Origin of the sequence: Citrobacter sp. TBCP-5362, assembly GCF_005406305.1 — a bacterium.
GTDB classification, from domain to species: domain Bacteria; phylum Pseudomonadota; class Gammaproteobacteria; order Enterobacterales; family Enterobacteriaceae; genus Citrobacter_B; species Citrobacter_B koseri.
In genome coordinates this window covers 1,869,049-1,893,974 of sequence record NZ_CP040234.1, presented here as the reverse complement: position 1 = coordinate 1,893,974, position 24,926 = coordinate 1,869,049, and the positions used below count along the sequence as shown (strand labels likewise).

Annotated in this window: 18 protein-coding genes and 2 pseudogenes; 6 read left to right on the top strand and 14 right to left on the bottom strand. The window is 54.7% G+C overall.

What is annotated here, in order from left to right; genetic code table 11:
* The first annotated feature begins 78 nt into the window (after positions 1-78).
* A complete protein-coding gene (gene mrdA, locus FD428_RS09130) occupies positions 79-1,920 on the top strand; it encodes a penicillin-binding protein 2 (RefSeq protein WP_114847788.1) in 1,842 nt (613 codons plus the stop codon).
* 94 nt (positions 1,921-2,014) lie between these two features.
* Here mrdA and FD428_RS09125 read toward each other — a convergent pair whose 3' ends face one another.
* The 6 genes and pseudogenes from FD428_RS09125 to flhB form a co-directional block, all read right to left on the bottom strand.
* Positions 2,015-3,154: a glycoside hydrolase family 105 protein gene (locus tag FD428_RS09125; RefSeq protein ID WP_114847787.1), complete on the bottom strand. Its 1,140-nt coding sequence runs from the start codon at positions 3,152-3,154 to the stop codon at positions 2,015-2,017.
* Positions 3,155-3,158: 4 nt separating this feature from the next.
* Positions 3,159-4,742, bottom strand: a complete 1,584-nt coding sequence (locus FD428_RS09120) for an MFS transporter (RefSeq protein ID WP_114847786.1) — start codon at positions 4,740-4,742, stop codon at positions 3,159-3,161.
* 261 nt (positions 4,743-5,003) lie between these two features.
* Positions 5,004-5,303, bottom strand: a pseudogene (gene flhe / locus FD428_RS09115) (flagellar protein FlhE); the annotation flags it as partial.
* A pseudogene (locus tag FD428_RS21950) lies at positions 5,275-5,334 on the bottom strand (hypothetical protein); the annotation flags it as partial. The pseudogenes flhe and FD428_RS21950, both read right to left, overlap by 29 nt.
* A gap of 61 nt (positions 5,335-5,395) precedes the next feature.
* The gene (gene flhA, locus FD428_RS09110; protein ID WP_012131976.1) at positions 5,396-7,474 is read right to left on the bottom strand and encodes a flagellar biosynthesis protein FlhA; all 2,079 of its coding nucleotides are present in this window, start codon (positions 7,472-7,474) and stop codon (positions 5,396-5,398) included.
* Entirely contained in the window at positions 7,467-8,618 is a 1,152-nt protein-coding gene (gene flhB / locus FD428_RS09105; protein ID WP_012131975.1) for a flagellar biosynthesis protein FlhB, read from the bottom strand. Before flhB ends, flhA begins: the two co-directional genes overlap by 8 nt.
* A 510-nt stretch (positions 8,619-9,128) precedes the next feature.
* Here flhB and FD428_RS09100 point away from each other — a divergent pair.
* The 4 genes from FD428_RS09100 (at position 9,129) to FD428_RS09085 (ending at position 14,245) form a co-directional block, all read left to right on the top strand.
* Entirely contained in the window at positions 9,129-9,704 is a 576-nt protein-coding gene (locus tag FD428_RS09100) for a fimbrial protein (RefSeq protein WP_012131973.1), read from the top strand.
* Between the two features lie 149 nt (positions 9,705-9,853).
* The gene (locus FD428_RS09095) at positions 9,854-10,546 is read left to right on the top strand and encodes a molecular chaperone (protein ID WP_012131972.1); all 693 of its coding nucleotides are present in this window, start codon (positions 9,854-9,856) and stop codon (positions 10,544-10,546) included.
* A gap of 8 nt (positions 10,547-10,554) precedes the next feature.
* Positions 10,555-13,098: a fimbria/pilus outer membrane usher protein gene (locus tag FD428_RS09090; RefSeq protein ID WP_223849102.1), complete on the top strand. Its 2,544-nt coding sequence runs from the start codon at positions 10,555-10,557 to the stop codon at positions 13,096-13,098.
* Entirely contained in the window at positions 13,088-14,245 is a 1,158-nt protein-coding gene (locus tag FD428_RS09085; protein WP_058669284.1) for a fimbrial protein, read from the top strand. Before FD428_RS09090 ends, FD428_RS09085 begins: the two co-directional genes overlap by 11 nt.
* A gap of 44 nt (positions 14,246-14,289) precedes the next feature.
* Here the strand turns inward: FD428_RS09085 and cheZ are convergent, their stop codons facing one another.
* The 6 genes from cheZ to tar are packed head-to-tail and all read right to left on the bottom strand — an operon-like array spanning position 14,290 to position 20,585.
* Positions 14,290-14,934 carry a protein phosphatase CheZ gene (gene cheZ, locus FD428_RS09080; protein ID WP_012131968.1) on the bottom strand — a complete coding sequence of 215 codons (645 nt, stop codon included), beginning with the start codon at positions 14,932-14,934 and terminating at the stop codon, positions 14,290-14,292.
* A gap of 10 nt (positions 14,935-14,944) precedes the next feature.
* The gene (cheY, locus tag FD428_RS09075; protein ID WP_012131967.1) at positions 14,945-15,334 is read right to left on the bottom strand and encodes a chemotaxis response regulator CheY; all 390 of its coding nucleotides are present in this window, start codon (positions 15,332-15,334) and stop codon (positions 14,945-14,947) included.
* A gap of 16 nt (positions 15,335-15,350) precedes the next feature.
* The gene (cheB, locus tag FD428_RS09070) at positions 15,351-16,400 is read right to left on the bottom strand and encodes a protein-glutamate methylesterase/protein glutamine deamidase (protein WP_012131966.1); all 1,050 of its coding nucleotides are present in this window, start codon (positions 16,398-16,400) and stop codon (positions 15,351-15,353) included.
* A complete protein-coding gene (gene cheR / locus FD428_RS09065) occupies positions 16,397-17,263 on the bottom strand; it encodes a protein-glutamate O-methyltransferase CheR (protein WP_047463139.1) in 867 nt (288 codons plus the stop codon). The genes cheB and cheR overlap by 4 nt, the downstream gene beginning before the upstream one ends.
* Before the next feature lie 19 nt (positions 17,264-17,282).
* Positions 17,283-18,884: a methyl-accepting chemotaxis protein IV gene (gene tap, locus FD428_RS09060; protein WP_047463136.1), complete on the bottom strand. Its 1,602-nt coding sequence runs from the start codon at positions 18,882-18,884 to the stop codon at positions 17,283-17,285.
* Between the two features lie 42 nt (positions 18,885-18,926).
* Positions 18,927-20,585: a methyl-accepting chemotaxis protein II gene (tar, locus tag FD428_RS09055; protein WP_012131963.1), complete on the bottom strand. Its 1,659-nt coding sequence runs from the start codon at positions 20,583-20,585 to the stop codon at positions 18,927-18,929.
* A gap of 404 nt (positions 20,586-20,989) precedes the next feature.
* On the opposite strand from tar, the gene FD428_RS09050 reads away from it, so the two are divergent.
* Positions 20,990-22,258, top strand: a complete 1,269-nt coding sequence (locus FD428_RS09050) for a dicarboxylate/amino acid:cation symporter (protein ID WP_114847784.1) — start codon at positions 20,990-20,992, stop codon at positions 22,256-22,258.
* Between the two features lie 106 nt (positions 22,259-22,364).
* On the opposite strand, the gene cheW is transcribed toward FD428_RS09050, so the two are convergent.
* Positions 22,365-22,868 carry a chemotaxis protein CheW gene (cheW, locus tag FD428_RS09045; protein ID WP_024130249.1) on the bottom strand — a complete coding sequence of 168 codons (504 nt, stop codon included), beginning with the start codon at positions 22,866-22,868 and terminating at the stop codon, positions 22,365-22,367.
* 21 nt (positions 22,869-22,889) lie between these two features.
* Positions 22,890-24,923: a chemotaxis protein CheA gene (gene cheA, locus FD428_RS09040; RefSeq protein ID WP_047463131.1), complete on the bottom strand. Its 2,034-nt coding sequence runs from the start codon at positions 24,921-24,923 to the stop codon at positions 22,890-22,892.
* Positions 24,924-24,926: the final 3 nt, after the last annotated feature.

Genomic DNA, 24,926 nt, shown 5'->3' with positions numbered 1-24,926 from the left:
GAGAGATGGAACATCTTTTGTCTGTCATGCCAGTGACGCCTCCGTATTATTAGGCGGCGAATTTATCGGGTGTGGACAATGACGTTTAAAGATTTTGCTGCGGAAGAAAAACTCTTTCTGAGACGCGTGATAGTGGCCTTTGGCCTGGTGGTTGTCTGCTTTGGCGTCCTGATTGTCAATCTCTACGATTTACAAATCCGTCAGCATCAGTATTACACAACCCGTTCAAACGAAAATGACATCAAAATGCTGCCCGTCGCCCCGACGCGCGGCATCATCTACGATCGCAACGGTATTCCGCTGGTGCGTAATATCACCTGGTATGATATTTCCGTCACCCCATACAAAATTGCCGACATGGACGCGCTGTTACGTCAGCTTACCCCTCTCGTGGATCTCACGCCTGATGATATTGCGGCCTTTCACCATGCGTTGAAATCAGGCAGCCGCTATCGCCCGGTGGTATTGAAAAACGCGCTGTCGGACGTCGAAATTGCCCGCTTTTCCGTTAACCAGTTCCATTTCAACGGCGTGACGATCAACAGTTATGAAGACCGTCAGTACCCCTACGGCGCGGAGCTGGCGCATGTGCTCGGTTACGTGTCGAAGATTAACGACAGCGACCTGAAAGCGCTGGATGAAAAAGGTCTGGCTGAGAACTATGCCGCCGATCACAACATCGGTAAGCAGGGCATTGAACGCTATTACGAAAATGATCTACACGGCAAAACGGGCTACCGGGAGGTCGAAGTGGATAACCACGGACGCATCGTGCGCCTGTTAAAAAATGTCCCGCCCGTTGCCGGCAAAGACATCCACCTGACGCTGGATTTACATCTACAGGAATATATAGAAAGCCTGCTTGCCGGTCAGCGCGCGGCAGTGCTGGTCGAAGATCCCCACGACGGTTCAGTGCTGGCGATGGTCTCCACGCCCAGCTATGACCCAAACCCGTTTGTAAAGGGCATCAGCCATCAGGATTACGGCAGGTTACTGCATGATAAAGATCTGCCGTTGATTAACCGCGTCACCCAGGGGCTGTACCCGCCCGCCTCTACGGTGAAACCTTATATCGCGATGTCTGCGCTGTTAAACGGCGTTATCACGCCGCAAACCACCTTCTTCGGCGCGCCGACCTGGACGCTCCCCGGCACGCAACGCCATTACCGCGACTGGAAAAAAACCGGCCACGGTATGCTGGATGTCACCAAAGCGATTGAAGAATCCGCCGACACCTTTTTCTATCAGGTCGCCTGGATGATGGGGATCGATCGCATTAACACCATGCTCAGTCAATTTGGTTACGGCAAGCCCACCGGTATCGATCTGGATGAAGAGTATAACGGCCTGCTGCCCAGCCGCGAGTGGAAAGAGAGAGTACATAAAAAAGCCTGGTATCAGGGGGATACGATTTCAGTCGGTATCGGCCAGGGGTACTGGATTGCCACGCCGATCCAGATGGTGAAAGCGATGGTAGCGCTGATCAACAACGGGAAAGTGATCGCCCCTCACCTGCTTCAGAGTGAAGTGTCCGGCAAGACCGTCATGCCCTGGCAGGCACCTCAGACGGAAACGCAGATTGCCGATGCCGCCTCGCCTTATTGGGGGCTGGTGCGACAGGCGATGTTTGGTATGGCGAATGCGCCGAACGGCACCGGTTATAAATTCTTCCACACCGCGCCCTACGGTATTGCAGCCAAAAGCGGCACTTCGCAAGTGTTCAGTCTGAAAGAAAACCAGACCTATAATGCGAAAATGATCCCCATCCGTCTGCGCGACCATGTGTTTTACACCGCTTTCGCGCCGTATAAAAACCCGAAAGTCGCGGTGGCGTTGATTCTGGAAAACGGCGGCAGCGACGGCGTGACCGCCGCGCCGGTGATGCGGCAAATCATGGATCACCTTTTTGCGCCGCAATAACAGCACATGCCGGATGGCGGCGTAACGCCTTATCCGGCCTACAAACTGCGTCGAACCGTAGGCCCGATAAGCGCAGCGCCATCGGGCGTCCCCCTCAAAAATACTTACGCAAATACTCTGTCAGACACAGTATCGCCATCGCCTGCCCGTACGGCATCGATGTCAGCGGAATGTCGCGATAGAAATCCAGATCGTGCCCCATTCCCGTGCCAAAGGACGTTTGCAGCAGCTCGCCTTCCGGCGAAATGTGTTTCACGATACCGCGAATCGCGCTTTCAGCCGTCTGCGCATATTCCGCCCCAACATAGCGTTTACGCACCGCTTTCAGAATGCCGTAGGCGAACCCCGCCGTTGCCGAGGCCTCCAGATAGGAATCAGGATCGTCCAGCAGGGTATGCCATAGCCCACTCTCATCCTGACAATTTGCCAGCGCGGCGATCTGCGCGTTCAGAACCTGAATCAGATAGCGGCGAACCGCGTTCTTCTCCGGCAAATCGACCAGTTCCAGGAAATCTGGAATCACGATGGTAAGCCAACTGTTACCCCGCGCCCAGCGAGCCCTGGCAAAGTTATGATGTCCATCATAGCTCCAGCCGTGGAACCACAGACCGGTCTCTTTATCCATCAGATTCTGTACGTGCAGCAGGAACTGATAAATCGCCTCTTCCACATACTCCGGGCGGTTGAGCAGTTTGCCAATCTTCGCCAGCGGCATCACCGTCATCATCAGCGTGTCATCCCACATCTGCTGATGGTTTTCTTCCGCCAGCGTTATGTGCTGCATACCACCATGATCGGTGCGCGGCATCTCATTCATCGCCCACTCCGCCCAGGACTCAAGCCAGGGCAGATACGCCGGGTTACGCGTCTCTTCATAGCGATACGCCAGCGTCAAAAACGGCGCCATCGTGTTAACGTTTTTGGTGGTCGCGCCTTCGGCGAAACGCTCGGCAAACCAGTTATCGATAATGTCGCGCATTTTCTCATCACCGGTCTGTTGATAATACTGATGCATACCGTACAGACCGACGCCATGCGTCCACTCCCATCCTGCCCAGCCTTTGGTATCAATCACCCGGCCATCGTCCAGGCGCAGCAGAAATTGTCCGCTCTCATCCCTGATATTGACCAGATTGTTCGTCACCGTCTGAATCAAGGCTTGCAGCGCTTCCCGGGAGATAAATCGCTCCGGCTGACGTAATAATGGGCTGTGTTTGACGGGCCAAACTTTCATATCCTTAACCTCTGTTCAATGTCGAATTCAGCGCAGCGCCCTGTTGAAGCGAAGGCGCCGCAGGTTTATTACGGTTCAGATAACCAATATTGTTGTTACCCCACAGTGATTCATACGGCATACCGGAGAGCATCTCGACGGTCGCACGCGCCTGCGGCGTGATGGCTTCCGGCATCACCCGGCCCGACTCACGCATTTTGGCGGTCTCTTCACGCAGGGTGCCGTGCGTTTGCAAATTCAGTTTGAAACGCAAAGAAACCAGGAAACCAAAGGCCAGCACGGACAGCGTGCCGCAGCTCAGAATCAGCAGAATGGTATGACTGACCGCTTCAGGCTGTATGCTCTGCCCTGAGACAAAACCAGACATCTGCATCACAATCCCGACCAGCATGACGGCCCCGGCCTGAGAGGCTTTACGGGTCAGCGTCATGATGCCCGCGAAGATCCCTTCCCGCCGTTGACCGGTAATCACCTCATCAACATCGGCAATATAGGTGTAGGTATTCCACGGCACATAGTTGATCCCGCCGCGACCAAGCCCCGCCAGCGCTGAGATCAGCAGCAGCAGCGAATAAACATCGCTTAAGCCCGCATAATAAAGAACGGCATAAGAGAGAGAACTCAGACCAAAGAGCACCACGACCATCCGGTATGACGGCGCAGGCCCGAAGCGAATGCACAGCGGGATCATGGCAATCACCGCAATGAACTGGAAGATAGCCATCGTACCGAGCAGATTCGACGCCAGTGAGGCTTCCTGCATCAGGACAAAAACAACATACCAGGTAAAGACGGCGTTAAAGACGTCCTGTGCGATATATCCCCCAAGATACATCCCCAGATGCTGGCGGAAAATCTTGATGCACAGCGTCGAGCTCAGCTCAACAAACAAACGACTCATACTCTGGCTGAACGTCAGGCTTTTCTTCTCTTCTTCCGCGCGCAGCGCCGCCTCCGTCCACTCTTCGCGCGGGCGCTCCCAGGTAAAGAACCACACAAAAGTCAGCATCAGCGCGCACAGCACCGAGAACACCAGGCTGGCATAGAAAAAAGAAATGGGGTTGTCTTTACCAAAGGCAGTCAGCAGGATACCCGGCAGGAACGAGGCCAGAATCGCAGACATCTGCGCCATTGAGATACGCGCCCCGGAGAACCGGGTCTTCTGTTTGAAGTCATCGGTCATTTCCGGCACCAGCGTCTCGTAAGGGACAAGAATCATGGTGTAGACAATGTCGAACAGCAGATAAGTCAGCAGGTAGTACCAGAATCCCATGTCGCCAACCCACATGAGCGAGTAGCTAAAGACGCATGGAATACCAAGCAGAATAAAGAACTTACGACGGCCAAAACGTCTGCCGAACCAGGTCGAACCGAAGTTATCGGTCAGAAAGCCCATCAGCGGGCTGACGACCGCATCCAGAACCCTCGCGGCAGCGAAAATGAATGTCGCCTCAATCGGCGTAAGGCCACAGAAGGTCGTGTAGAAATAGAGTAACCATGCGGCGGTTAATGCAGTGGTTCCTGCGCCCAGAAAATCGCCCGAACCATAGGCTAAATAATTCGCCAATCCAATTTTACGTGTTTTCATGCCGTTAACCCTGCAAATTGTTGGGAGACCCCCGGCATATTGGCTTCGCCAAAGGGAGTTTTTACACGGCCACAGTAAAAGCTAACAGGAAGTGAAACCTTTTCATTTTTGCCACACCATCAGACGAGATGGCAAAAATACAAAGAGTCTGGCAACGCGCGTCACCGATTTATAAAACAGTGTTTCTATTGAATCAAAAGATGGGGTCAAAATTGTGAGGCAGCCAGCACGTTGTCTGCTGGCTGCTGTTGGCGCGGGGAGTTAACGATAGTTTACAATCACCTGATTACGCTGCACTTTTAATGCGGGAATCAGTCGCCCGCCGCCCGGCACCTCCCACACGAAGCGCAACGGTTCAGCGGCAGGCACATTCGCGAACCCGTGGGTGGTTCCGCTCTGTCCGTCCAGCTCCACGCAACGGGACTGTGAACACAAACGCGCCCGAAGCCCCGCCGGCGTCGGGCCATTCAGTTCATAGCGCCAGGCGACCAGCGTCATTAAACCGGACACCGGCTGGCCTGACGACAATGGAGCAGACGACGCCGACACCCCACGATGGTTCAGGGTAATGCCGATACTGCTGGCCTGCCACGCCCCTTCTCCGGCGGCCTGTACCGCCAGCGGAAATAACAATAAGCCGAGTAATTTACGCATTATTTCCCTCCAATTGTCGCCGTCATACGGATGTTGCGATTGTCAGAAAGCTCCATGTTCGACAACACCACCAATTGCGGCAAACTCCGGCGTAAAAAGCGCGACAGCAGCGGGCGTAGCGCGTGGTTCACCAGCAGAACCGGCGGTGCGCCCAGCATTTCCTGACGGGACAGCGCCTCCTGGGTTTGCGCCAGCAAGCGATCGGCCAGCCCCGGCTCAAGGCCGCCACCGCCCTGTAACGCCTGCAACAGCAGGCGCTCCAGCGGAGTATCCAGCCCAATCACCTGCACTTCGTCATTGCCCGGGAACCACTGCTGCGTAATCGCCCTGCCCAGCGCCACACGCACCACGGCGGTTAATTCATGCGGATCGCTTTGCAGCGGCGCATGTTCCGCCAGCGTTTCCAGAATTGTGCGCATATCACGGATCGGCACTTTTTCATCCAGCAGGTTCTGCAACACTTTATGCAGGGTCGTGAGCGTTACAACGCCAGGCACCAAATCTTCCGTCAGCTTTGGCATCTCTTGTGATACGCGATCCAGCAGTTGCTGCGCTTCCTGGCGACCAAACAACTCTGCGGCAAACTGACCAATCAAGTGGTTAAGATGCGTCGCCACGACGGTACTGGCTTCCACCACGGTGAAGCCCTGAATCTGCGCCTGCTCTTTCAGCGCGCTTTCGATCCAGATGGCGTCCAGGCCAAAAGCGGGATCGACAGTTTGTTCGCCCGGCAGCGTTCCCGCCGCTGTGCCTGGGTTAATCGCCAGCCAGCGCCCCGGATAGGCGTCGCCACTGCCAATTTCTACCCCTTTCATCAGAATGCGATAGCGCGCTGGCTGTAAGTCCATATTGTCGCGAATGTGTACCACCGGCGGCAGGAAGCCCATATCCTGGGCAAACTTTTTACGAATACTGCGGATTCGCCCGAGCAGTTCGCCGTCCTGCTGGAAATCCACCATCGGGATCAGGCGGTAGCCCACCTCCATGCCCAGCGAATCTTCAAGCTGTACATCGTTCCAGGTGGCTTCAACCACCGAATTATTTTCCGGCATCTTGACGGCCTGCGGCTCTGCCGGTGGTTTTTGTTCACGCCCGCGCAGCCACCAGGCAAGGCCCAATAGCGCCGCCGTAAACATCAGGAACACCAGGTTTGGCATCCCCGGCACCAGGCCAAGCAGGCCGAGAACCGATGCGCTGAGCAGCATCACGCTCGGGTTGCTGAACAGTTGCCCCACCATCTGTTCGCCCACATCCTGGTCGGTGCTCACGCGGGTGACGATAACGCCCGCCGCCGTAGAGATCACCAGCGCCGGAATTTGCGCCACCAGGCCGTCACCGATCGTCAACAGGGTGTAACTTTCCGCCGCGTGCCCCATGTCCATCCCGTGTTGCAGAACCCCCACCAGCAGGCCGCCCACGATGTTAATGACCATGATTAAGATACCGGCGATGGCATCCCCGCGCACAAACTTACTCGCACCGTCCATTGACCCGTAGAAATCCGCTTCCTGCGTCACTTCAGCACGCCGTTTTTTCGCTTCATCTTCGCCAATCAGACCAGCGTTCAGGTCGGCGTCGATCGCCATCTGTTTACCGGGCATCCCGTCCAGCACGAAACGCGCGCCCACTTCCGCGATACGCCCGGCGCCCTTGGTGATAACCATAAAGTTGATGATGACGAGAATGACGAACACCACGATACCGATCGCAAAGTTGCCGCCGACCAGGAAGTGACCAAACGCCTCGACCACCTTCCCCGCCGCCGCTGCGCCGGTATGCCCTTCCATCAGGATGATACGGGTTGACGCCACGTTCAGCGCCAGGCGCAACAGCGTGGTGAAAAGCAATATTGTCGGGAATGCGGCAAATTCCAGCGTGCGCTGGGTGAACATCGCCACCAACAGCACCATGATCGACAGCGCGATATTAAAGGTGAACAGCAGGTCGAGGATGAAGGCGGGCAGCGGCAGCACCATCATCGACAAAATCAGCAGGATGAGGATCGGCCCGGCAAGAATTTGCCATTGCGTGGATTTCAGGTTGCTGGGCAGGCGCAGCATCGCGACCAGATTAGCCATCAGTATTCTTCTCGTTCATAAAATCCAGTGCTTCAGGCACAGGAAGATTTTCAGGTTGTGGAGGACGTTGTCCACCGGCAAGACGCCAGCGTTTGAGCTGCCATACCCATGCCAGCACTTCTGCCACTGCGGCATAGAGCTGGCCGGGGATTTGCTGACCAATTTCAGCATGCCGATACAAGGCGCGCGCCAGCGGGGGCGCTTCTAAGGTCGGCACCCGATGTTCCGCGCCGATTTCGCGAATGCGCAGCGCCACCAGTCCCGCGCCTTTGGCGACCACTTTTGGCGCACTCATTTTGTTTTCGTCGTACTGCAACGCAACCGAGTAATGCGTCGGGTTAGTCACGATGACATCCGCTTTGGGCACATCTTCCATCATGCGACGCTGCGCAGCCGCACGCTGCATCTGGCGAATTTTCCCTTTGATGTGCGGATCGCCTTCACTCTCTTTAAATTCATCGCGAATATCTTTACGCGACATCCGCAGTTTCTTCAGGTGGCTGAAGATCTGGAAGACGACGTCAAACGCCACCATCGGAATCACGCCCAGTACAACCAGAAGCGCGCACAGCCCGACTAAATCAAGCGCGTTGCCCATCGCCGTAACCGGAGATTCCGCCATCAGGCGCATCATCTCCGGCCAGTGATGCCAGAGATAAAATCCCGCCACGCTTCCCACCAGCGTCGATTTCAGGATTGCTTTCAGCAGTTCCGCGCCGGTCTGGGCGGAGAACATGCGTTTAATCCCCGATAGCGGATTCAGTTTTGAAAATTTGGGTTGCAGTGATTTACCGCTGAAAATCAGGCCGCCGAGCATGACCGGCGAGATCAGCGCGACCAGCACAACGCCGGTGATGAGCGGCAGCAACGCAATCATCGCCTCTTTAATCAGCAAAATAATCTGCCCGAGGATCAAATTGGGGTCGTTCACCATGCTGTGATCGAAACGCAGCCCAGCCGACAACATCCCCGCCAGGCGACGCGCCAGCGACTCACCGCCGATCCAGATAATGCAAACGCCCACCAGCAAAATCAGCAGTGAGGTCAACTCCTTCGATCGGGGGACTTGCCCTTCCTCCCGCGCTTTTTCAAGTCGGTGGGGTGTGGGGGCTTCTGTTTTGTCGTCGTCGCTCTCTTCTGCCACTGCATACGCCTGCTGCCATTACGTTGCATCGATCATGCCAGAACACGCCGCAGTCAATAGGCGGAATAGCCCCCATAACGCCCTCTTTTTGTCTTGTTTGTCAGCAAGCGGATTTTCTCTGCCGGTCAGGCGTCTTATTTTCGGAATAAGGGAAGTGGGATCACATTTCATTGACATAAAATACAATGAGCATTTATATAAACCTGTATTACGGAGGTTAATTTCGCCTTCTGTCATCAAGATTAAAGAAGTCTTTAAAATATATTACCTGGTTTTCATTTCTTCAATTTATCTTTTCACCAGAGAAAAAATACTTTATTACAATATTTATGCGCAGAAAGCAGGCGACACTGACGGTATAATAGCCTTCATTGATTCACAGAATATATTTTAAATTCACACATATAGATATAATTTAATATTGACCCCGTTTTCTATTTGCAATAAATTCACCCCATCTGAAACTGAACAATTTCATATCATGGATATCACCGTTAAGGAACTACAGTTATGAACGCAAGAGGACATATTATATCAGGCGCACTGCTGGCACTGGCGTCAACGGGAACCTTCGCCGCCGAACTGAATGCCGGTACGATTCACTTCACAGGACAAATTATCGAACCCAGTTGTGAGATTCAGGGCGATGATGGAACGAACAGCACCGTGCCATTAGGTACTTACCCCACCTCGCTTTTTTCCACTCCAGGAACTGAATCAACGCTTGCCCCCTTTTCCATTGTATTAGTGGATTGCCCACTTAAAAGCGATGGTCTGCCCGCCGTTCAGTTAACGTTTAACGGGACAACCGCCCTGACAGGTTCTTCGACATTACTGGATGTCAGTAAAATCACTACCGCCGGAGATACGGCGGCAACAGGGGTCGGTATTGCCGTTAGCCCGGAAAATAAAGACACGCAACTCATTACAATGGATGGAGGAGAAGGACAGGTGTTTATCGAATTACCCACTCTGACGGGCGACTCTGTTCAGGCGAATTTCAATGCCCGTTATAAATCATTCGCGCAAACCGTCACTGCGGGCCCGGCCGATGCGGACATGACCGTAAATATACTTTATCGTTAATAACCTGACTTTACTCATTGATAAAATCCATAGCATCTTCTGGCATTAACAGATTTATTTCAGGAAGGCGAATCTGATAATAGTCCGAAAATGGACCCGGACTATTATCTCCCCCGCTTTTATATGTCCACTTAATATAAGTTAAGGTTATGCGTACTGTATCTCAGGTTTTATTATGCCTCCCTGTAATATTAACATCATTTAGCCATGCCGCTGGAATTCAGGTTGGCCGCACGCGCATTATTTATGACGCAGGGAAAAAAGAGGTCGCCCTTCCGCTGGTCAATAAAGAGAAGGAACTGCCGTGGCTGATCCAGTCATGGTCCGATACCGGCGACGGTAAAACGCGTGGGCCTTTTATTGTCACGCCGCCACTGTTCCGTCTTGACCCGCAGAAAGAACAAAGCCTGCGTATTGCCTGGAATGGAACCGCGCTTCCCACAGACCGGGAATCCCTGTTCTACATGAATGTGCGCACAATTCCCGGTACAGCCAAAGAAGACGATGATAAAAACGTGTTGCGTCTGATTTACAAAACGCGTCTGAAATTGTTCTGGCGTCCGAAGGGCTTGCAAGGTACGCCCACCGAGACCTGCAAGAACCTGCATTTTGTTCGTCGCGGCGAAATGTTAACGGTGGTCAATGAAGGCGCGTTTCACAGCATCTTTGACAGTCTGCTGCTCGGCAACACCAGACTTGAGAAAGCCGATATGGTCACTCCCAGGTCCAGCGTGCAAATCCCGGTGCCGAAAAGCGCCTCGGGAAACACCGTTAGCTGGCGTTGCATTACGGATTACGGCAACGCCTCTGACAAATATACTGTCACTCTGGCTCGGGATTAAACCACCTTATGGCTTTTGGCCCACCTCTTTTACGTCAGCGTCTCACCCCACTGGTGCGTTGCCTTGGCGGTATGTTGCTGGTCTCTTCCTGTGTCGCGAACGCGCGCGAGTATCGCTTTTCGCCTTCTGCGCTGGAGGGGAATATGCTGACGCAGCAGGATATCGATCTTTCCTTATTTTCTAAATCCAGTGCGCAATTGCCCGGCGTCTACGCTTCCCGGGTCATGATTAACGATGTGCGCCTGGATGATGCGGATATCACCTACCTCGGCACGCCTGGCGGCGAACTGACGCCGCAGCTCACGCCGGATATGCTAAGAAAATGGGGCGTGGCGGTCGATAAATATCCTGAATTAGCCGCACTCAATGCGGCGAAGCCACTGCCTGAACCGTTGAGCGCGTATATCCCACAGGCGCTGGCAACGCTCGATTTCTCCGTTATGACGCTGCGCCTTAGCATCCCGCAGGCCGCCATTGCCGGCACGGGTAAAGGTTATATTGATCCGTCACGCTGGGATGACGGCGTCCCCGTCGCCTTTGTCGACTACGCCTTTTCCGGTTCACAAAACCAGGACGACACGCAAAACAGCACCACTAACCAGTACCTGAATATGCGCAGCGGCACCAATATCGGTGGCTGGCGGCTGCGCAATTACGCCACCTGGAGCGACACTGACGGCAGCCATCACTGGGAAACCATCAACACCTATTTGCAGCACGATATTGACGCCCTGAAAGCGCAGTTTACCGGGGGAGAAAGCAACACCCGGGGCGACGTTTTTGACAGTCTGCAATACCGTGGCGTCAATATCGCCTCTGATGAAGAGATGCTGCCTTACAGCCAGCGCGGCTACGCGCCGGTGATTCGCGGCATCGCCAGCTCCAACGCCGAAGTGTCGGTACGTCAGAACGGTTATCTCATCTATCAGCAAAACGTCGCGCCCGGCGCATTTGAAATTAACGACCTTTATTCCACGACCAACAGCGGCGATCTGGAAGTCACGGTAAAAGAGGCCGATGGCACAGAGCGCCACTTTACCCAGCCTTATTCCAGCGTCGCCGTGATGCAGCGCCCTGGGCATATGAAATATGAAGTTACTGCGGGTCGCTATCGCGCAGACAGCGGGAGCGAACAAAATGAACCGGACTTCGTGCAGGGTAGCCTCATTTATGGCCTGAACAATAGCGTCACGCTGTTCGGCGGCGTGACCGCCGCGCAGGATTATCAGGCGATGAACAGCGGGGCTGGCCTCTCCCTTGGCATCGTCGGGTCGCTTTCCGCCGATGTGACGCTGGCGAAAACCCGGCTTGATGATGACACTCAGCACACCGGCCAGTCTTATCGCCTGCTCTACTCCGGGAAAATTGATACCACGGAGACGAACTTTACGCTGGCCAGCTATCGCTACTCTACCCGTGGTTATTACAGTTTCGCCGACGCGAATCAAAAGTACGACGATCATGAAGATGATCTGCTGTTTCGCTTTAACAAACGCAACCGGATTCAGGCCAGCATAAGCCAGAACGTGTCCGGCGCCAGCCTTTACCTGAACGGTTATCAGCAGGATTACTGGGGCACCGCCTACAAAGAGCGCAGTATTTCGGCGGGCCTGAATACCACGATTAAAAATATCAGCGTCCACCTTGCTTATACCTACAGCAAAAGCAACGGCGAAGAGAGCGACCAGATGATCGCCTTCGGCTTCAGCGTGCCGTTAAGTCAGTGGCTACCGGGAGCCTGGAGCAGCTACAACATCAGCAATAACAAGCATGGCTACACCCAGCAAAATATCGGGTTAAACGGTACGCTGCTGGACGATGAACGCCTGAATTACGCCTTCCAGCAGAGCCATTCCAACCATGACGGCGCAGACACCAGCAGCGTATACGGTAGCTATCGCTCACAATACGCCAACCTCAATGCGGGTTACTACACCTCCTCTGACGATACGCAGCGCTTGAGTTACGGCGTCAGCGGTGCGATTGTCGCCCATCCACACGGCGTCACGCTGGCTCAGCCTTTAGGCAGTCAGTTTGCTATCGTCAACGCCAACGGCGCATCGGGCGTACGCTTCCAAAACCAGCGCGGCATTCAGACTGACTGGCAGGGCAACGCCATCATCCCGTCATTAAGCCCCTATCAGGAAAACCGGATTCGCGTCGACACCAGCAGCCTGCCGGAGGACGTTGATACCAGTGAAACCGCCGTGACGGTGATTCCTTCGCGCAATGCCGCCGTTTCCGCCGCTTTTGATGCGCATGTCGGCTATCGCACGCTCATAAAATTAACCCGCCCGAATGGCATGACGGTGCCTTTTGGCGCGATGGCGACGGTCGACGCCCTCGCCATCAGCGGCATCGTGGATGATACGGGCACGCTCTACCTGGCCGGGGTCGCCGACGGCGTTCAGTTAAGCGTCAAATGGGGAAATTCACAGGATCAACAATGCACAGCCCACATCACGCTGAATCGCGAACGCCACGCGGTCAGCCCGACCGGCATCCATTACCTCAGCGCGACTTGTCAGCAGGAACCGCAAAATGTTAAGTAAAATGGGAAAATACGCACGTCTTTCATTGTCCGCAGCAGGTCTTTGCCTGATGGCGTCCGCAACAGCCCAGGCCGCGACCATTCTGCGTGACTGCTTTACCGCGCCACAGTATTACAGCGTCACGTTCAGCAACGAAATCAACGCAAACGACAACACGGCCAACAATATTGTTAAATTTGATGAGCATATTGTCGGGAACGGCGTTGAAATGGCGGCAAACTGCACATGCCCTGGCAATGTGTTTGAATCAACGGCAATAATGGAATTGACGCTGGCCGGAAGCCCGCTTAATGCCGGTATCGCCGGGTACGGTTATCTGACTGAAAACATAGATATTGATGTTGCAGGTTATAGCGATGCCGTTAATTCTCTGGACGGTACCGGCCTGATTCAGATCAGCATTAACCAGTATCCGACGCCGGTGTCGTCGATGGGGAAAGTGATCGAGTCAATGAAACCCACCGAAGGTTCCGCCAGCGTCTGTAGCGACAGCACCCATCCTGGCGCGCCCGCCCCCGCGAAGCGAACGTTCAGATGGAATGTTATCGCCGCCACGTTTTATATCAAAAAGCCCATTCTCGGTATCGAAGTCATTCCCCCAACGATACTCGTGCAAAACTACGCCTGTCTCTATTTTGACTCAGGAAGCTGCGACGCTGGCAGCGCACAGCACGTATCAAATATCTGGCTGAGTGGCTCACTCTCTGCCCCGCTGAGCTGTACGATTAATGCCGGAAGCACCATTGAGGTTGATCTGGGGAAAATTGTGAGTAAACAGTTTGTCACCAGGGGTCAGCCTCCCGAAGGCTATGCCCTGAAAAACGTTGATATCTCTTACCACTGCGACGGCAACGCCGTAGGAAATACCGACAGAATCAAGCTAACGCTCAGCGCCGACCAGGGGGTTGTAGACAGCAGCGATCCCCTGATAGCCAAAATGCTCGGCAGAGACGACCTGGGAGTGAGAATTTTTAGTGAGGACAACCAAAATGTTGCGCTGGACGGCACCTTTGAATTTCCGGTGACGATGGATGAGCAAGGTAACGGCGCGGTACGCATCAAAGCCGCACCGGTGAGCACGACCAGCGCAACGCCAGCACCCGGCGAATTTGAGGGCAATGTGACGGTAAAAATGGATCTGCGCTAAACGTTCCTCAGGTTGTCGGCACAACCTGAGGATACCTTACCGCATCAGAACCCGAGGCTATCCAGCAGGTCATCCACCTGATCCTGGCTGGCGACAACGCCGGCTTTGGTGGTGTCGACCTGTGGGCCATTGAGCAGGCTTTCATTCTCGCGTTTCGGACGTGAATTTTGCTCAGGGATGTTTTCCAGCAATACCATCAGCAGCTGACGCTCAATCTCCTGGATCACATCCATCATGCGCTTGATAACCTGACCGGTGAGATCCTGGAAATCCTGCGCCATCATGATGTCCAGCAGTTGCGCATTGGTGAAGCTGGTATGCCCCGGCACATCACCGAGGAATTTACGCGTATCCGTAACCAGTTCGCGGGCGTCGGCGAGTTCAATCGGGTTTTCGAACCACTCATCCCAGCGTTTGGTCAGCGCTTTGGCGCCCTTCTCCATTTCATCCTGGTGTGGCTGAGAGGCTTCAACGCTGTTCAGCGCACGTTCCGCCGCCTGCGCCGTCATCTGTACAACATAGTCCAGACGATCGCGCGCGTCAGGAATCGCTTCCGCCGCTTCTGCTATCGCCTGATCCAGCCCCAGTTCACGCAGGCTGTCACGCAGCATTCGGGTCAGACTGCCGATGCGCGCAATGATGTCCCCTGCTGAATGCTCATCAACAGGTTTAATTTGTGGTTGCATCATACTCAGACCCTCACATGCCCAGTTTCTCAAAGATTTTGTTGAGTTTCTCTTCCAGCGTCGCCGCAGTGAACGGTTTCACCACATAGCCGCTGGCGCCCGCCTGCGCAGCCGCGATAATGTTCTCTTTCTTCGCTTCTGCGGTCACCATCAGCACCGGCAATGACGCCATTGCGCCATCAGCGCGAATCGTTTTCAGCAGTTCCAGACCGTCCATGTTGGGCATGTTCCAGTCAGAAATTACGAAGTCAAAGCCGCTTGCCTGCAATTTGTTCAGTGCGTCAACGCCATCTTCGGCCTCTTCGACGTTATTGAAACCCAGCTCTTTTAGCAGGTTGCGCACGATGCGACGCATGGTGGAAAAGTCATCCACAACCAGAAATCTGAGCTCTTTGTCCGCCATAAAAAAATACTCCTCGTTAAATACGTATTGCCTGTCCGGCACTGATTTTCGCCAGCATCTGCTGGCTTACCTGGCTAAGATCGACCACTTCGCTCACGCCACCCATATTGATGGCCTCGCGCGGCATGCCGAACACCACACAACTTGCTTCGTTTTGCGCGATAGTCCAGGCGCCAGCCTGGTGCATCGCTAACATTCCGGCCGCGCCATCGTTGCCCATACCGGTAAGGATGACCCCTACCGCATTGCGCCCCGCATGTTTCGCGACCGAATGAAACAGCACATCCACTGACGGGCGATGGCGGTTAACCGGCGGCCCGTCATGAATTTTGATTTGATAGTTCGCCCCGCTGCGCGTCAGTTCCATATGCTTGTCGCCGGGGGCGATGTAGGCATGGCCAGGCAACACGCGTTCGCCGTCTTCCGCCTCTTTCACGCTAATCTGGCAGAGCTTATTTAACCGCTCGGCAAACGAACGGGTAAAACCGGGCGGCATATGCTGGGTGATGATCACCGCCGGACTGGAAAGCGGCAGCGGTTGCAGCACATGACGTATGGCCTCGGTTCCCCCCGTCGAGGCGCCAATCGCGATCAGTTTTTCAGAACTGAGCAGCGGCCCCGCTTTTAGCGTCACAGGCGCAGCCATCGGCTTATGCGCCGCCAGGCGAGCGCGTGACGCGGTGCGGACTTTCTCTGCGATCATCTCGCTGTACGCCAGCATCCCCTCGCGAATGCCCAACTGGGGCTTGGTGACAAAATCAATCGCCCCCAGTTCCAGCGCGCGCAGCGTCACCTCTGAACCTTTCCCGGTCAGAGAGGAGACCATAACCACCGGCATCGGACGCAGGCGCATCAGTTTCTCAAGAAAATCGAGACCGTCCATGCGCGGCATTTCCACATCCAGCGTCAGCACATCGGGGTTATATTTTTTGATTAAATCCCTGGCAACCAGCGGATCGGGCGCCGTCGCCACCATTTCCATATCGCTATGGCTGTTAATAATTTCGGTCATGATTTGGCGCATCAGCGCTGAATCGTCAACCGACAACACCCTGATTTTACTCATGCTTTGTCCTTACTTAGCGCATACACCGTCTGTCCGCGCAGGCTAAAGTCGCGCACGAGGTTGCTAAAGTTTTCTGAGTGACCCGCAAACAGCAGTCCGTCAGGCTTAAGGAGTGGAACAAAACGACGCAGAATGTCCTGCTGCGTTGTTTTATCAAAATAGATCATGACGTTACGGCAAAATATCGCGTCGAATGGCCCGGGAACGTTGTACTGTTTATCCAGCAGGTTGAGGGTGGAAAACTCAACGTAATTAGCCAGTTCCTGTCGCACGCGCACCAGCCCTTCATGCGGGCCTGTACCGCGCATGAAATAACGCTGCAACTGTTGTGGCGACAGCGTTTTCAACTCGTCCTGACGGTAAATCCCGCTTCTCGCCTTTTCCAGCACTTCGGTGTCGATATCGCTGGCGAAAACTTTCCAGCGCCCCGGTGCCATCCCTAAGGCATCCGCCAGCGTAATGGCGATGCTGTAGGGTTCCTCTCCGGTAGAGGCCGCCGCGCTCCACACACGGTATTCCCCGTTGCGGCGACGCGCGTGATCCGCCAGTACCGGGAAGTGATGCGCTTCACGGAAGAAGGCCGTCAGGTTAGTGGTCAATGAGTTAATAAAAGCCTGCCACTCAGCGCTGTTCTGGTTGGCTTCCAGCATGCTGAGATAACGGCCGAAATCATCCAGCCCCAGCGTTCTCAGGCGACGAACCAGGCGGTTGTAAACCATATCCCGCTTGTGGTCCGCCAGCACGATTCCCGCGCGCTGGTAGATTAATTGACATATCCGACGAAAATGCGCGTCAGACAGCGCGAGGCGCTGTGTCATCTGTAACAATAATGACGTTTGCCCGGTGGGCAGCGATGATGTCATAGCGCCTTCTCAATCACATTCAGGATACAACGGGTACCGCTTGCGGCGGCGCCGACTCTTGTTGTGTTACGACTTGCTCTTCAAGCTTAAATACCGCGACACGGGCAGAGAGATGGTCTGCCTGGTTCGCTAACTGATCGGTGGCGGCGGCAGCTTCTTCGACAAGCGCGGCGTTTTGTTGCGTCACCTGATCCATCTGGCTGACGGCTTGCGCCACCTGCTCAATTCCTCGGCGCTGTTCATCGGAGGCCGAAGCGATTTCGCCCATGATGTCGTTCACCTGGGTTACCGAGCTGACGATCTCCGTCATGGTATTCGCGGCGGTGTCCACCAGTTGCGATCCCTGATGCACACGGTTTACGGACTCCTCAATCAACCCTTTAATCTCTTTGGCCGCCTGTGCGCTGCGGCTCGCCAGGTTACGCACTTCGCCTGCGACAACGGCAAAACCGCGCCCCTGCTCACCGGCCCGCGCCGCTTCGACCGCCGCATTCAGCGCCAGAATATTGGTCTGAAACGCAATGCTGTCGATAACGCCGATGATGTCGCCAATTTTCTGCGAACTGGCGGCAATATCCTGCATTGTGCTGGCCATACGCGAAGCCTGGTCGCCGCCTTTTTTCGCGGTATCCGCCGCGCTTTTCGCCAGACCGGAGGCCTGACGGGCGTTATCGGCGTTCTGCCCGACCGTTGCCGTTAGCTGCTCCATACTGGCTGCGGTTTGCGCCAGCGACGCCGCCTGCTGTTCGGTACGCGACGACAGATCGTTATTGCCCATCGCGATTTCCGAAATGCCGGTATGCATCGCTAAACTGCCCTGCCGCACGTCGCTGACCGTTTCGCGCAGCGCCTGCTGCATGGCCTTCAGGCTGGCGAAAATAGCGGAAATCTCGTTGCGCCCATACACGGCGATCGGCCGCGCCAGGTTTCCGTCCGCAATGCTGTCAAAATGGCTGCCGATAATCGCCAACGGCTGAACAATCATTTTGCGTGACCAGAACAGCGCCCCGGTGGTTAACAACGCGGCGACGACCACCATCGTGATAAAAATGATCGCCGAGCGGTGATAATTGTCTTTTCCCTGTTCGCTGGCCGTCTCCAGAACACGGTTGATATCCTGCTGCCAGGTATTGACGTTGGCGTCAAAGGCGTCCTGCGATGCCTGTACCGGCGCGGTCAGAAAATCCGACAGCTGGTTGCTTTCAAGCCAGGTGGCCTGATGCTCCAGATCGCTATACCACTGCGTATAACTCTTTTCCGTGGCGGCCTGTAACGCTTTCCCCTCTTCTGTACTCGCCTCTGTCGCCATAAAACCTTTAAACACAACGCCGGACTGCGCCAGGCTTTCCCGGGCGGTGGTCATCAGCTGTTTGATATCCTCGGGCGGATAGCTCAGCGCGGTTAACGTTCCGGCTTTATTCAGCGCGGTACTGGCCTGTAATAAAACGGCGCGTGTTTGCGCCAATGCTGCGCGTTGCTGATTACTCTGCTCGACCTGGTTCAGACTCTGAAAACCATCGCGAAATGCCCAAAAGGACAAGCCATTACTGCCAATCTGCAAAACACCGCAGAGGATCAAGATTAAAAACAGCGTGGTCGAGATTCGAATACGATTAAACATCAACGCTCCCATTAGGCGGCAAAGGCCACGATTAAAAGACGATCAAAATGTTTCCCAGTGAGTATCTTGTTCAGTTGCAAGCTGGCGCGGTTGCGCTGTACGCGGCGCCGCTGCGGTTGTATTCAGGTCTGTTTTTACGGTTAATGGACGAGATGCAAGACGAAACGCGGATACCGCCATCGTTAAACGGCTGGCCTGCTCTTCCAGCGCGGCCGCTGCGGCCGCCGACTCCTGCACCAGCGAGGCGTTCTGCTGCGTGACGCGATCCATCTCAGAGACGGCCAGCGCCACCTGATCGATTCCACGGCTTTGCTCATCGGAAGCCGACGCGATTTCACCCATGATGTCCGTCACGCGGGTCACGGCATTGACAATGTCTCTCATCGTTTCACCGGCGCTTTCCACCAGCACGGAGCCGGTATCCACCCGCGAAACGGAATCTTCAATGAGCGCTTTGATCTCTTTCGCCGCCTGCGCGCTGCGGCTTGCCAGGTTACGCACTTCCCCTGCCACCACCGCAAACCCGCGCCCTTGCTCCCCGGCGCGCGCGGCTTCAACCGCAGCGTTCAGCGCCAGAATATTGGTCTGGAATGCAATGCCGTCGATAACGCTGATGATGTCAGCGATTTTCTTCGAACTGTCGGCAATTTCATGCATGGTGTTGACCACGCCATCCACCACTTTCCCGCCGTGTTGCGCGGTGTCGGAGGCGCTTTGCGCCAGGTGCGACGCCTGACGGGCATTGTCGGCGTTCTGTTTCACCGTCGCGGTGAGCTGTTCCATGCTGGCAGCCGTTTCTTCCAGCGCCGACGCCTGCTGCTCGGTGCGGGAGGAGAGATCGGTGTTGCCCGTAGCGATTTCGCTGGTGCCGGAATAGATGGCGTCAGACCCTTCACGTACCTGAGTCACCGTCTCTATCAGCGAACGCTGCATATGATCAACGGTTCCCGCCAGTTCGCCGATCTCATTGCGCCCGGAGACGGTCAGCGTATTGGTCAGGTTGCCGCTGGCGATATCACGAATATGGGCAATCACTCGCGCCAGCGGATTCAGCAAGGTATGACGAATGCCGTACCACACCACAACCAGAATCAGCACCAGGACGACCGCCAGAATGCCCAATTGCCACTGGGCAAAATGGTAGTCACGCGCGCTCTCATCAAACGCCTTGCTGTACAGTTTTTCGCTCACGCCAGCGTATTTGCCCAGCGCTTCGCCAAGTGCGTTCTGCATCCCCTGGGTTGGCTGCGCGAAGTAGGCATCCATGTTGCCGTTTTCGAGGAACTGAACCAGTTCCGCCAGCGCCGCATGGTATTGCTGGTATTTTTCATCCACATTGCCGCTGGCCTCCGCCATCTCCGGCAGCGGATTGATATTTTTGAAGTTGGCATAATGCGTTGCCGCCTGCTCCAGCGTGCTTTTGGCGTTTTTCAGCAGGTCGTTTTTCGCGCTGCTCTGCTGATTAGAGGCATCCATCATCATGCGGGCCGAAGAACGGCTCAGGTTAATACGCGTTTGCAGCATGAGATCCCATGTCGAGGTCAGTTCGCTCTGCTGCTGGCGTAAATCATTTGAAATAACAAAACTTTGCTGGTTCTGCTGTAATGACGAAAACAACAGACCACCGGAAACAAGCTGTAGCAGTGCGAAAACCCCCAGCACCATCATCAGCATTGTGACAACGCGGATACGGTTAAACATAAGGCACCTTCCTGAAAACGAGTTATCAACGTTATCGGCACCAGAGAAGAGAACTTTACATTTGCGAAAAGGAAATAGAAGCAGGAAGCGCCGATCGGCGGATCGCGGCTGGCGGTTTTGGGGCGGCAACCAGACATTGACAGAAAAACATCATTATTATCATTATATTAACATTCATCACCCTCCTGGACAGTTTGCATTTTGCCGACAAAAACGATGCTTACGTGACTCCGATCACATAAACACAGCCGTCAGAACACAACAAAATGAATAAATAATAAAAAATAGTTGTATCCCCCTGCGCTTTAATTCAATTTATATGATGAATATTTCAGTGCAACTCAATAAATAAAACAAAAGCGTTACTGACAACAACATGTTAAATCCAGCCAGAGGGCTTTTCAGTGGCAAGTGCAAACAAACTCACGTTATTTATCGTGATCTTCATGCTGGCGGGCATCCTGTCAGGCGCGGTGATTCACTCTTACGCGTCACAGGAGGCGATCGCCGCCTGGTCCGATAACATCACGCTCCTCACCGATATTTTCTTACGGCTCATTAAAATGGTGATTGCCCCGCTGGTCTTCAGCACGCTGACCGTGGGCATCATGCGTCTGGGCGAAACCGCCACTATCGGCCGCGTTGGCGGTAAAGCGATGGTCTGGTTTATCAGTTCTTCCGTGTTGTCCATTCTGGTGGGGCTGTTTATCGTGATGATTGAGCATCCGGGCAGCGGTTTGAATCTGGCAATTCCGGCAGAATCGGTCGACACCGGGCTTGCGGTGGGCGGCATGAGCTTAAAAGGATTCCTGTCGCACACCATTCCGACCAGCATTGCCGGGGCGATGGCCAATAACGAAATTTTGCAGATCGTCGTGTTTTCCATGTTCTTCGGTATTGGCGGCGCGTCGCTTGGCGAGAAATTCAACGCGCCGCTGGTCGCCGCCCTGGATGTGGTTTCACATATTATGCTGAAGGTGACCGGCTACGTGATGTACGTTGCGCCGTTGGCCATTTTTGCCGCGATCTCCTCGGTGATCGCCACCCAGGGGTTGGGGATTCTGCTTAACTACGCATCGTTTATCGGCGGCTACTATGTGGCGATTCTGCTGACCTGCCTGGTGCTGCTGGCCGTGGGCTATATGGTACTGAAAAAAGAGGTGTTCCGGTTAGTCAGCATGTTGAAAGATCCGGTGCTGGTCGCCTTTACTACCAGCAGCTCTGAAGCCGCTTACCCGAAAACGCTGGAACAACTGACGAAGTTTGGCTGCTCACGTAACATCGTGTCGTTTGTGCTGCCTATTGGTTACTCCTTTAACCTCGTCGGCTCAATGGTGTACTGCTCTTTCGCGTCGATGTTTATCGCGCAGGCTTATAATATTCATCTCTCTTTTGCGGAAATTACGGTGCTGATGCTGACGCTGATGCTGGCGTCAAAAGGAATTGCAGGCGTGCCGCGTTCTGCGCTGGTGGTGCTGGCCGCCACGATTCCGAGCTTCAATATTCCGGTGGCGGGCATTTTGTTGCTGATGGGAATTGACCATTTTCTTGATATGGGACGCTCCGCCATTAACGTGTTAGGAAACGGGATTGCTACCGCGATGCTGGCGCAGAATGAAGGTTTGCTGGAAGAGGACGCGGAAGAACGCGTTCCGCAGCAGTTAGTGGGGTAATGTATTTGCCGGATGGCGCTTCGCTTATCCGGCCTACACATGACTCATCGCCGTATGTAGGCCGGATAAGGTGTTTACACCGCCATCCGGCACGGGCAGTCAACGGTTATGCAACGTGGGAAGCAGCGATATCAAGCAGCGCCATCTCATCGCTGTTCAGCAGTTTCTCAATGTTCACCAGGATCAACATACGTTCGCCAAGCGCGCCCAGACCGGTCAGATATTCCGTAGACAGGGTAACGGCAAACTCCGGCGCCGGGCGAATTTGCTCCGCCGTCAGCGACAGCACGTCAGACACGCCGTCCACCACAATCCCTACTACGCGTTGTCCCAGATTCAACACGATGACCACCGTGTTATCGTTATACTCAACGTCGCCCTGGCAAAACTTCACGCGCAGATCGACAATCGGCACAATCACGCCGCGCAGGTTCGTCACCCCTTTAATAAAAGAAGGCGTGTTAGCGATGCGCGTGACCTGATCGTAGCCACGGATCTCCTGCACTTTCAGGATGTCGATACCGTACTCTTCATCTCCCAGTGTAAATACCAGGAATTCCTGACCTGACGGCTCGCCGGCCAGTTTGGTTACATTACTCATACCGGTCATATAATTACCTTTCTCACTCAATCAGGCGGCTGTGATCGCCATACGTTGTTCACGGTTTAAACCCTGCAATGCGGAGACATCAACGATCAGCGCCACGCTGCCGTCGCCCAGAATCGTCGCCGCAGAAATGCCAGGCACCTTGCGATAGTTGCTTTCCAGGTTTTTCACTACCACCTGGTGCTGTCCAATAAGCTGATCAACCAGCAGTGCGTAACGGCGACCGCCGCTTTGCAGGATCACCACAATGCCCTGCGTGGCTTCAGTTTTGGCGCCAACGACATCAAAGACTTTCCACAGTTCCACCAGCGGCAGATACTCGCCGCGCACTTCCAGTACGCGCTCGCCTCCGGCCAGCGGGTGCAGATCGTCTTCACGCGGTTGCAGCGATTCCATTACCGCATTCAGCGGCAGAATGAACACTTCGCCCGCCACGCGGACGGACATCCCGTCCAGAATAGCCAGCGTCAGCGGCAGCAGAATACGAATGGTGGTGCCCGTCCCCTGCTTCGACTGGATTTCAACGTGGCCGCCCATCTCCTGGATGTTACGTTTCACCACGTCCATGCCCACGCCGCGACCGGAAACATCCGTCACCTGCTCGGCGGTGGAGAAGCCCGGCGCAAAAATCAACATGCCCACTTCTTCATCGGTCATGTTTTCGTTGACCGCCATCCCCTGAGAGACAGCTTTCGCCAGAATGCGCTCGCGATTCAGCCCCGCACCGTCATCGGTCACTTCAATGCAGATATTGCCGCCCTGGTGTTCAGCGGAGAGGATCAGATTACCGATCGCATTCTTCCCGGCTTCAAGGCGTGTTTCCGGCATCTCGATACCGTGATCGAGGCTGTTGCGCACCAGGTGGGTTAATGGATCGATAATGCGTTCAATTAGACTTTTATCCAGTTCCGTCGAGCTGCCGACGAGGGTCAGTTCGACCTGTTTGCCCAGTTTACCCGCCAGGTCGCGCACCAGACGCGGGAAACGGCTGAAGACGTACTCCATCGGCATCATACGAATCGACATCACCGACTCTTGCAGATCGCGGGCGTTACGTTGTAACTGACCCATGCTGGTGATGAGATCGCCATGATTAACCGGGTCCAGTTCATTAGAACGCTGGGCCAGCATTGACTGAGTAATCACCAGTTCGCCGACCAGGTTGATCAACTGGTCTACTTTCTCAACCGCCACGCGAATACTGGTTGACTCTCGCTCACGGGCCGGCTTTTCACGCTCGGCGCGCCCGGACTGCGGTTCGCTGGCGGCGGCTTTGGCAACAGGAACCACTGCGGTCGGTTGCGGCGTAGTTGCCACGGCAACAGGCTCTTCGACCTGCGCGACCGGGGCTGAGGAGACCGTCTCAAAGGCTATCTGATCGGCTTCAATCACAAAGCAGAGCACCGCAATGATGTCATCTTCCGCAATCGTGCCGTCGAGGGTCGCGGACAGCGAATCCTCGCCTTTCACCACATCTGTTAAGGTGGCCAGGTTGCCCAACTCTTCTTCAAGCAGATCGACTTCATTGGCTTTCAGGCGCGAAAGAACCACGCGCAGTTTGCTCTCTTCCGCGCTGTTTTCCTGTGCGACTGCCTCTTCCTGTATCGCCGTACCGTCGACGACGCTCAGTTTGGCAGCGTTAACCACCGCCGGAGCGGTTTCCCCTTTCGCCTCGAGCGCTAACTGACGTAACGCGTTGCAGATATATTCGAAGCTTGCGGCATCCGGCTCTTCCGAGCTTTTATAGGCGTCGAGCTGTTCCTGCATAATATCTTTCGTTTCCAAAAACAGGTTGATAATGTCGGTATTGAGCTGCATCTCACCGCGCCGGGCTTCATCCAGCAGGTTTTCCATCAAGTGGGTTGTTTCCTGCAAAACGGTAAAGCCGAAAGTACCTGCGCCGCCTTTAATGGAGTGCGCCGCACGAAAAATGGCATTCAGTTGCTCAGAGTCCGGGGCTTCAGGCGCCAAATCAAGCAGGTGCTGCTCCATGTCAGCCAACAGCTCGTCAGCTTCATCAAAAAATGTCTGATAAAAATCGCTAATATCCATGCTCACGCT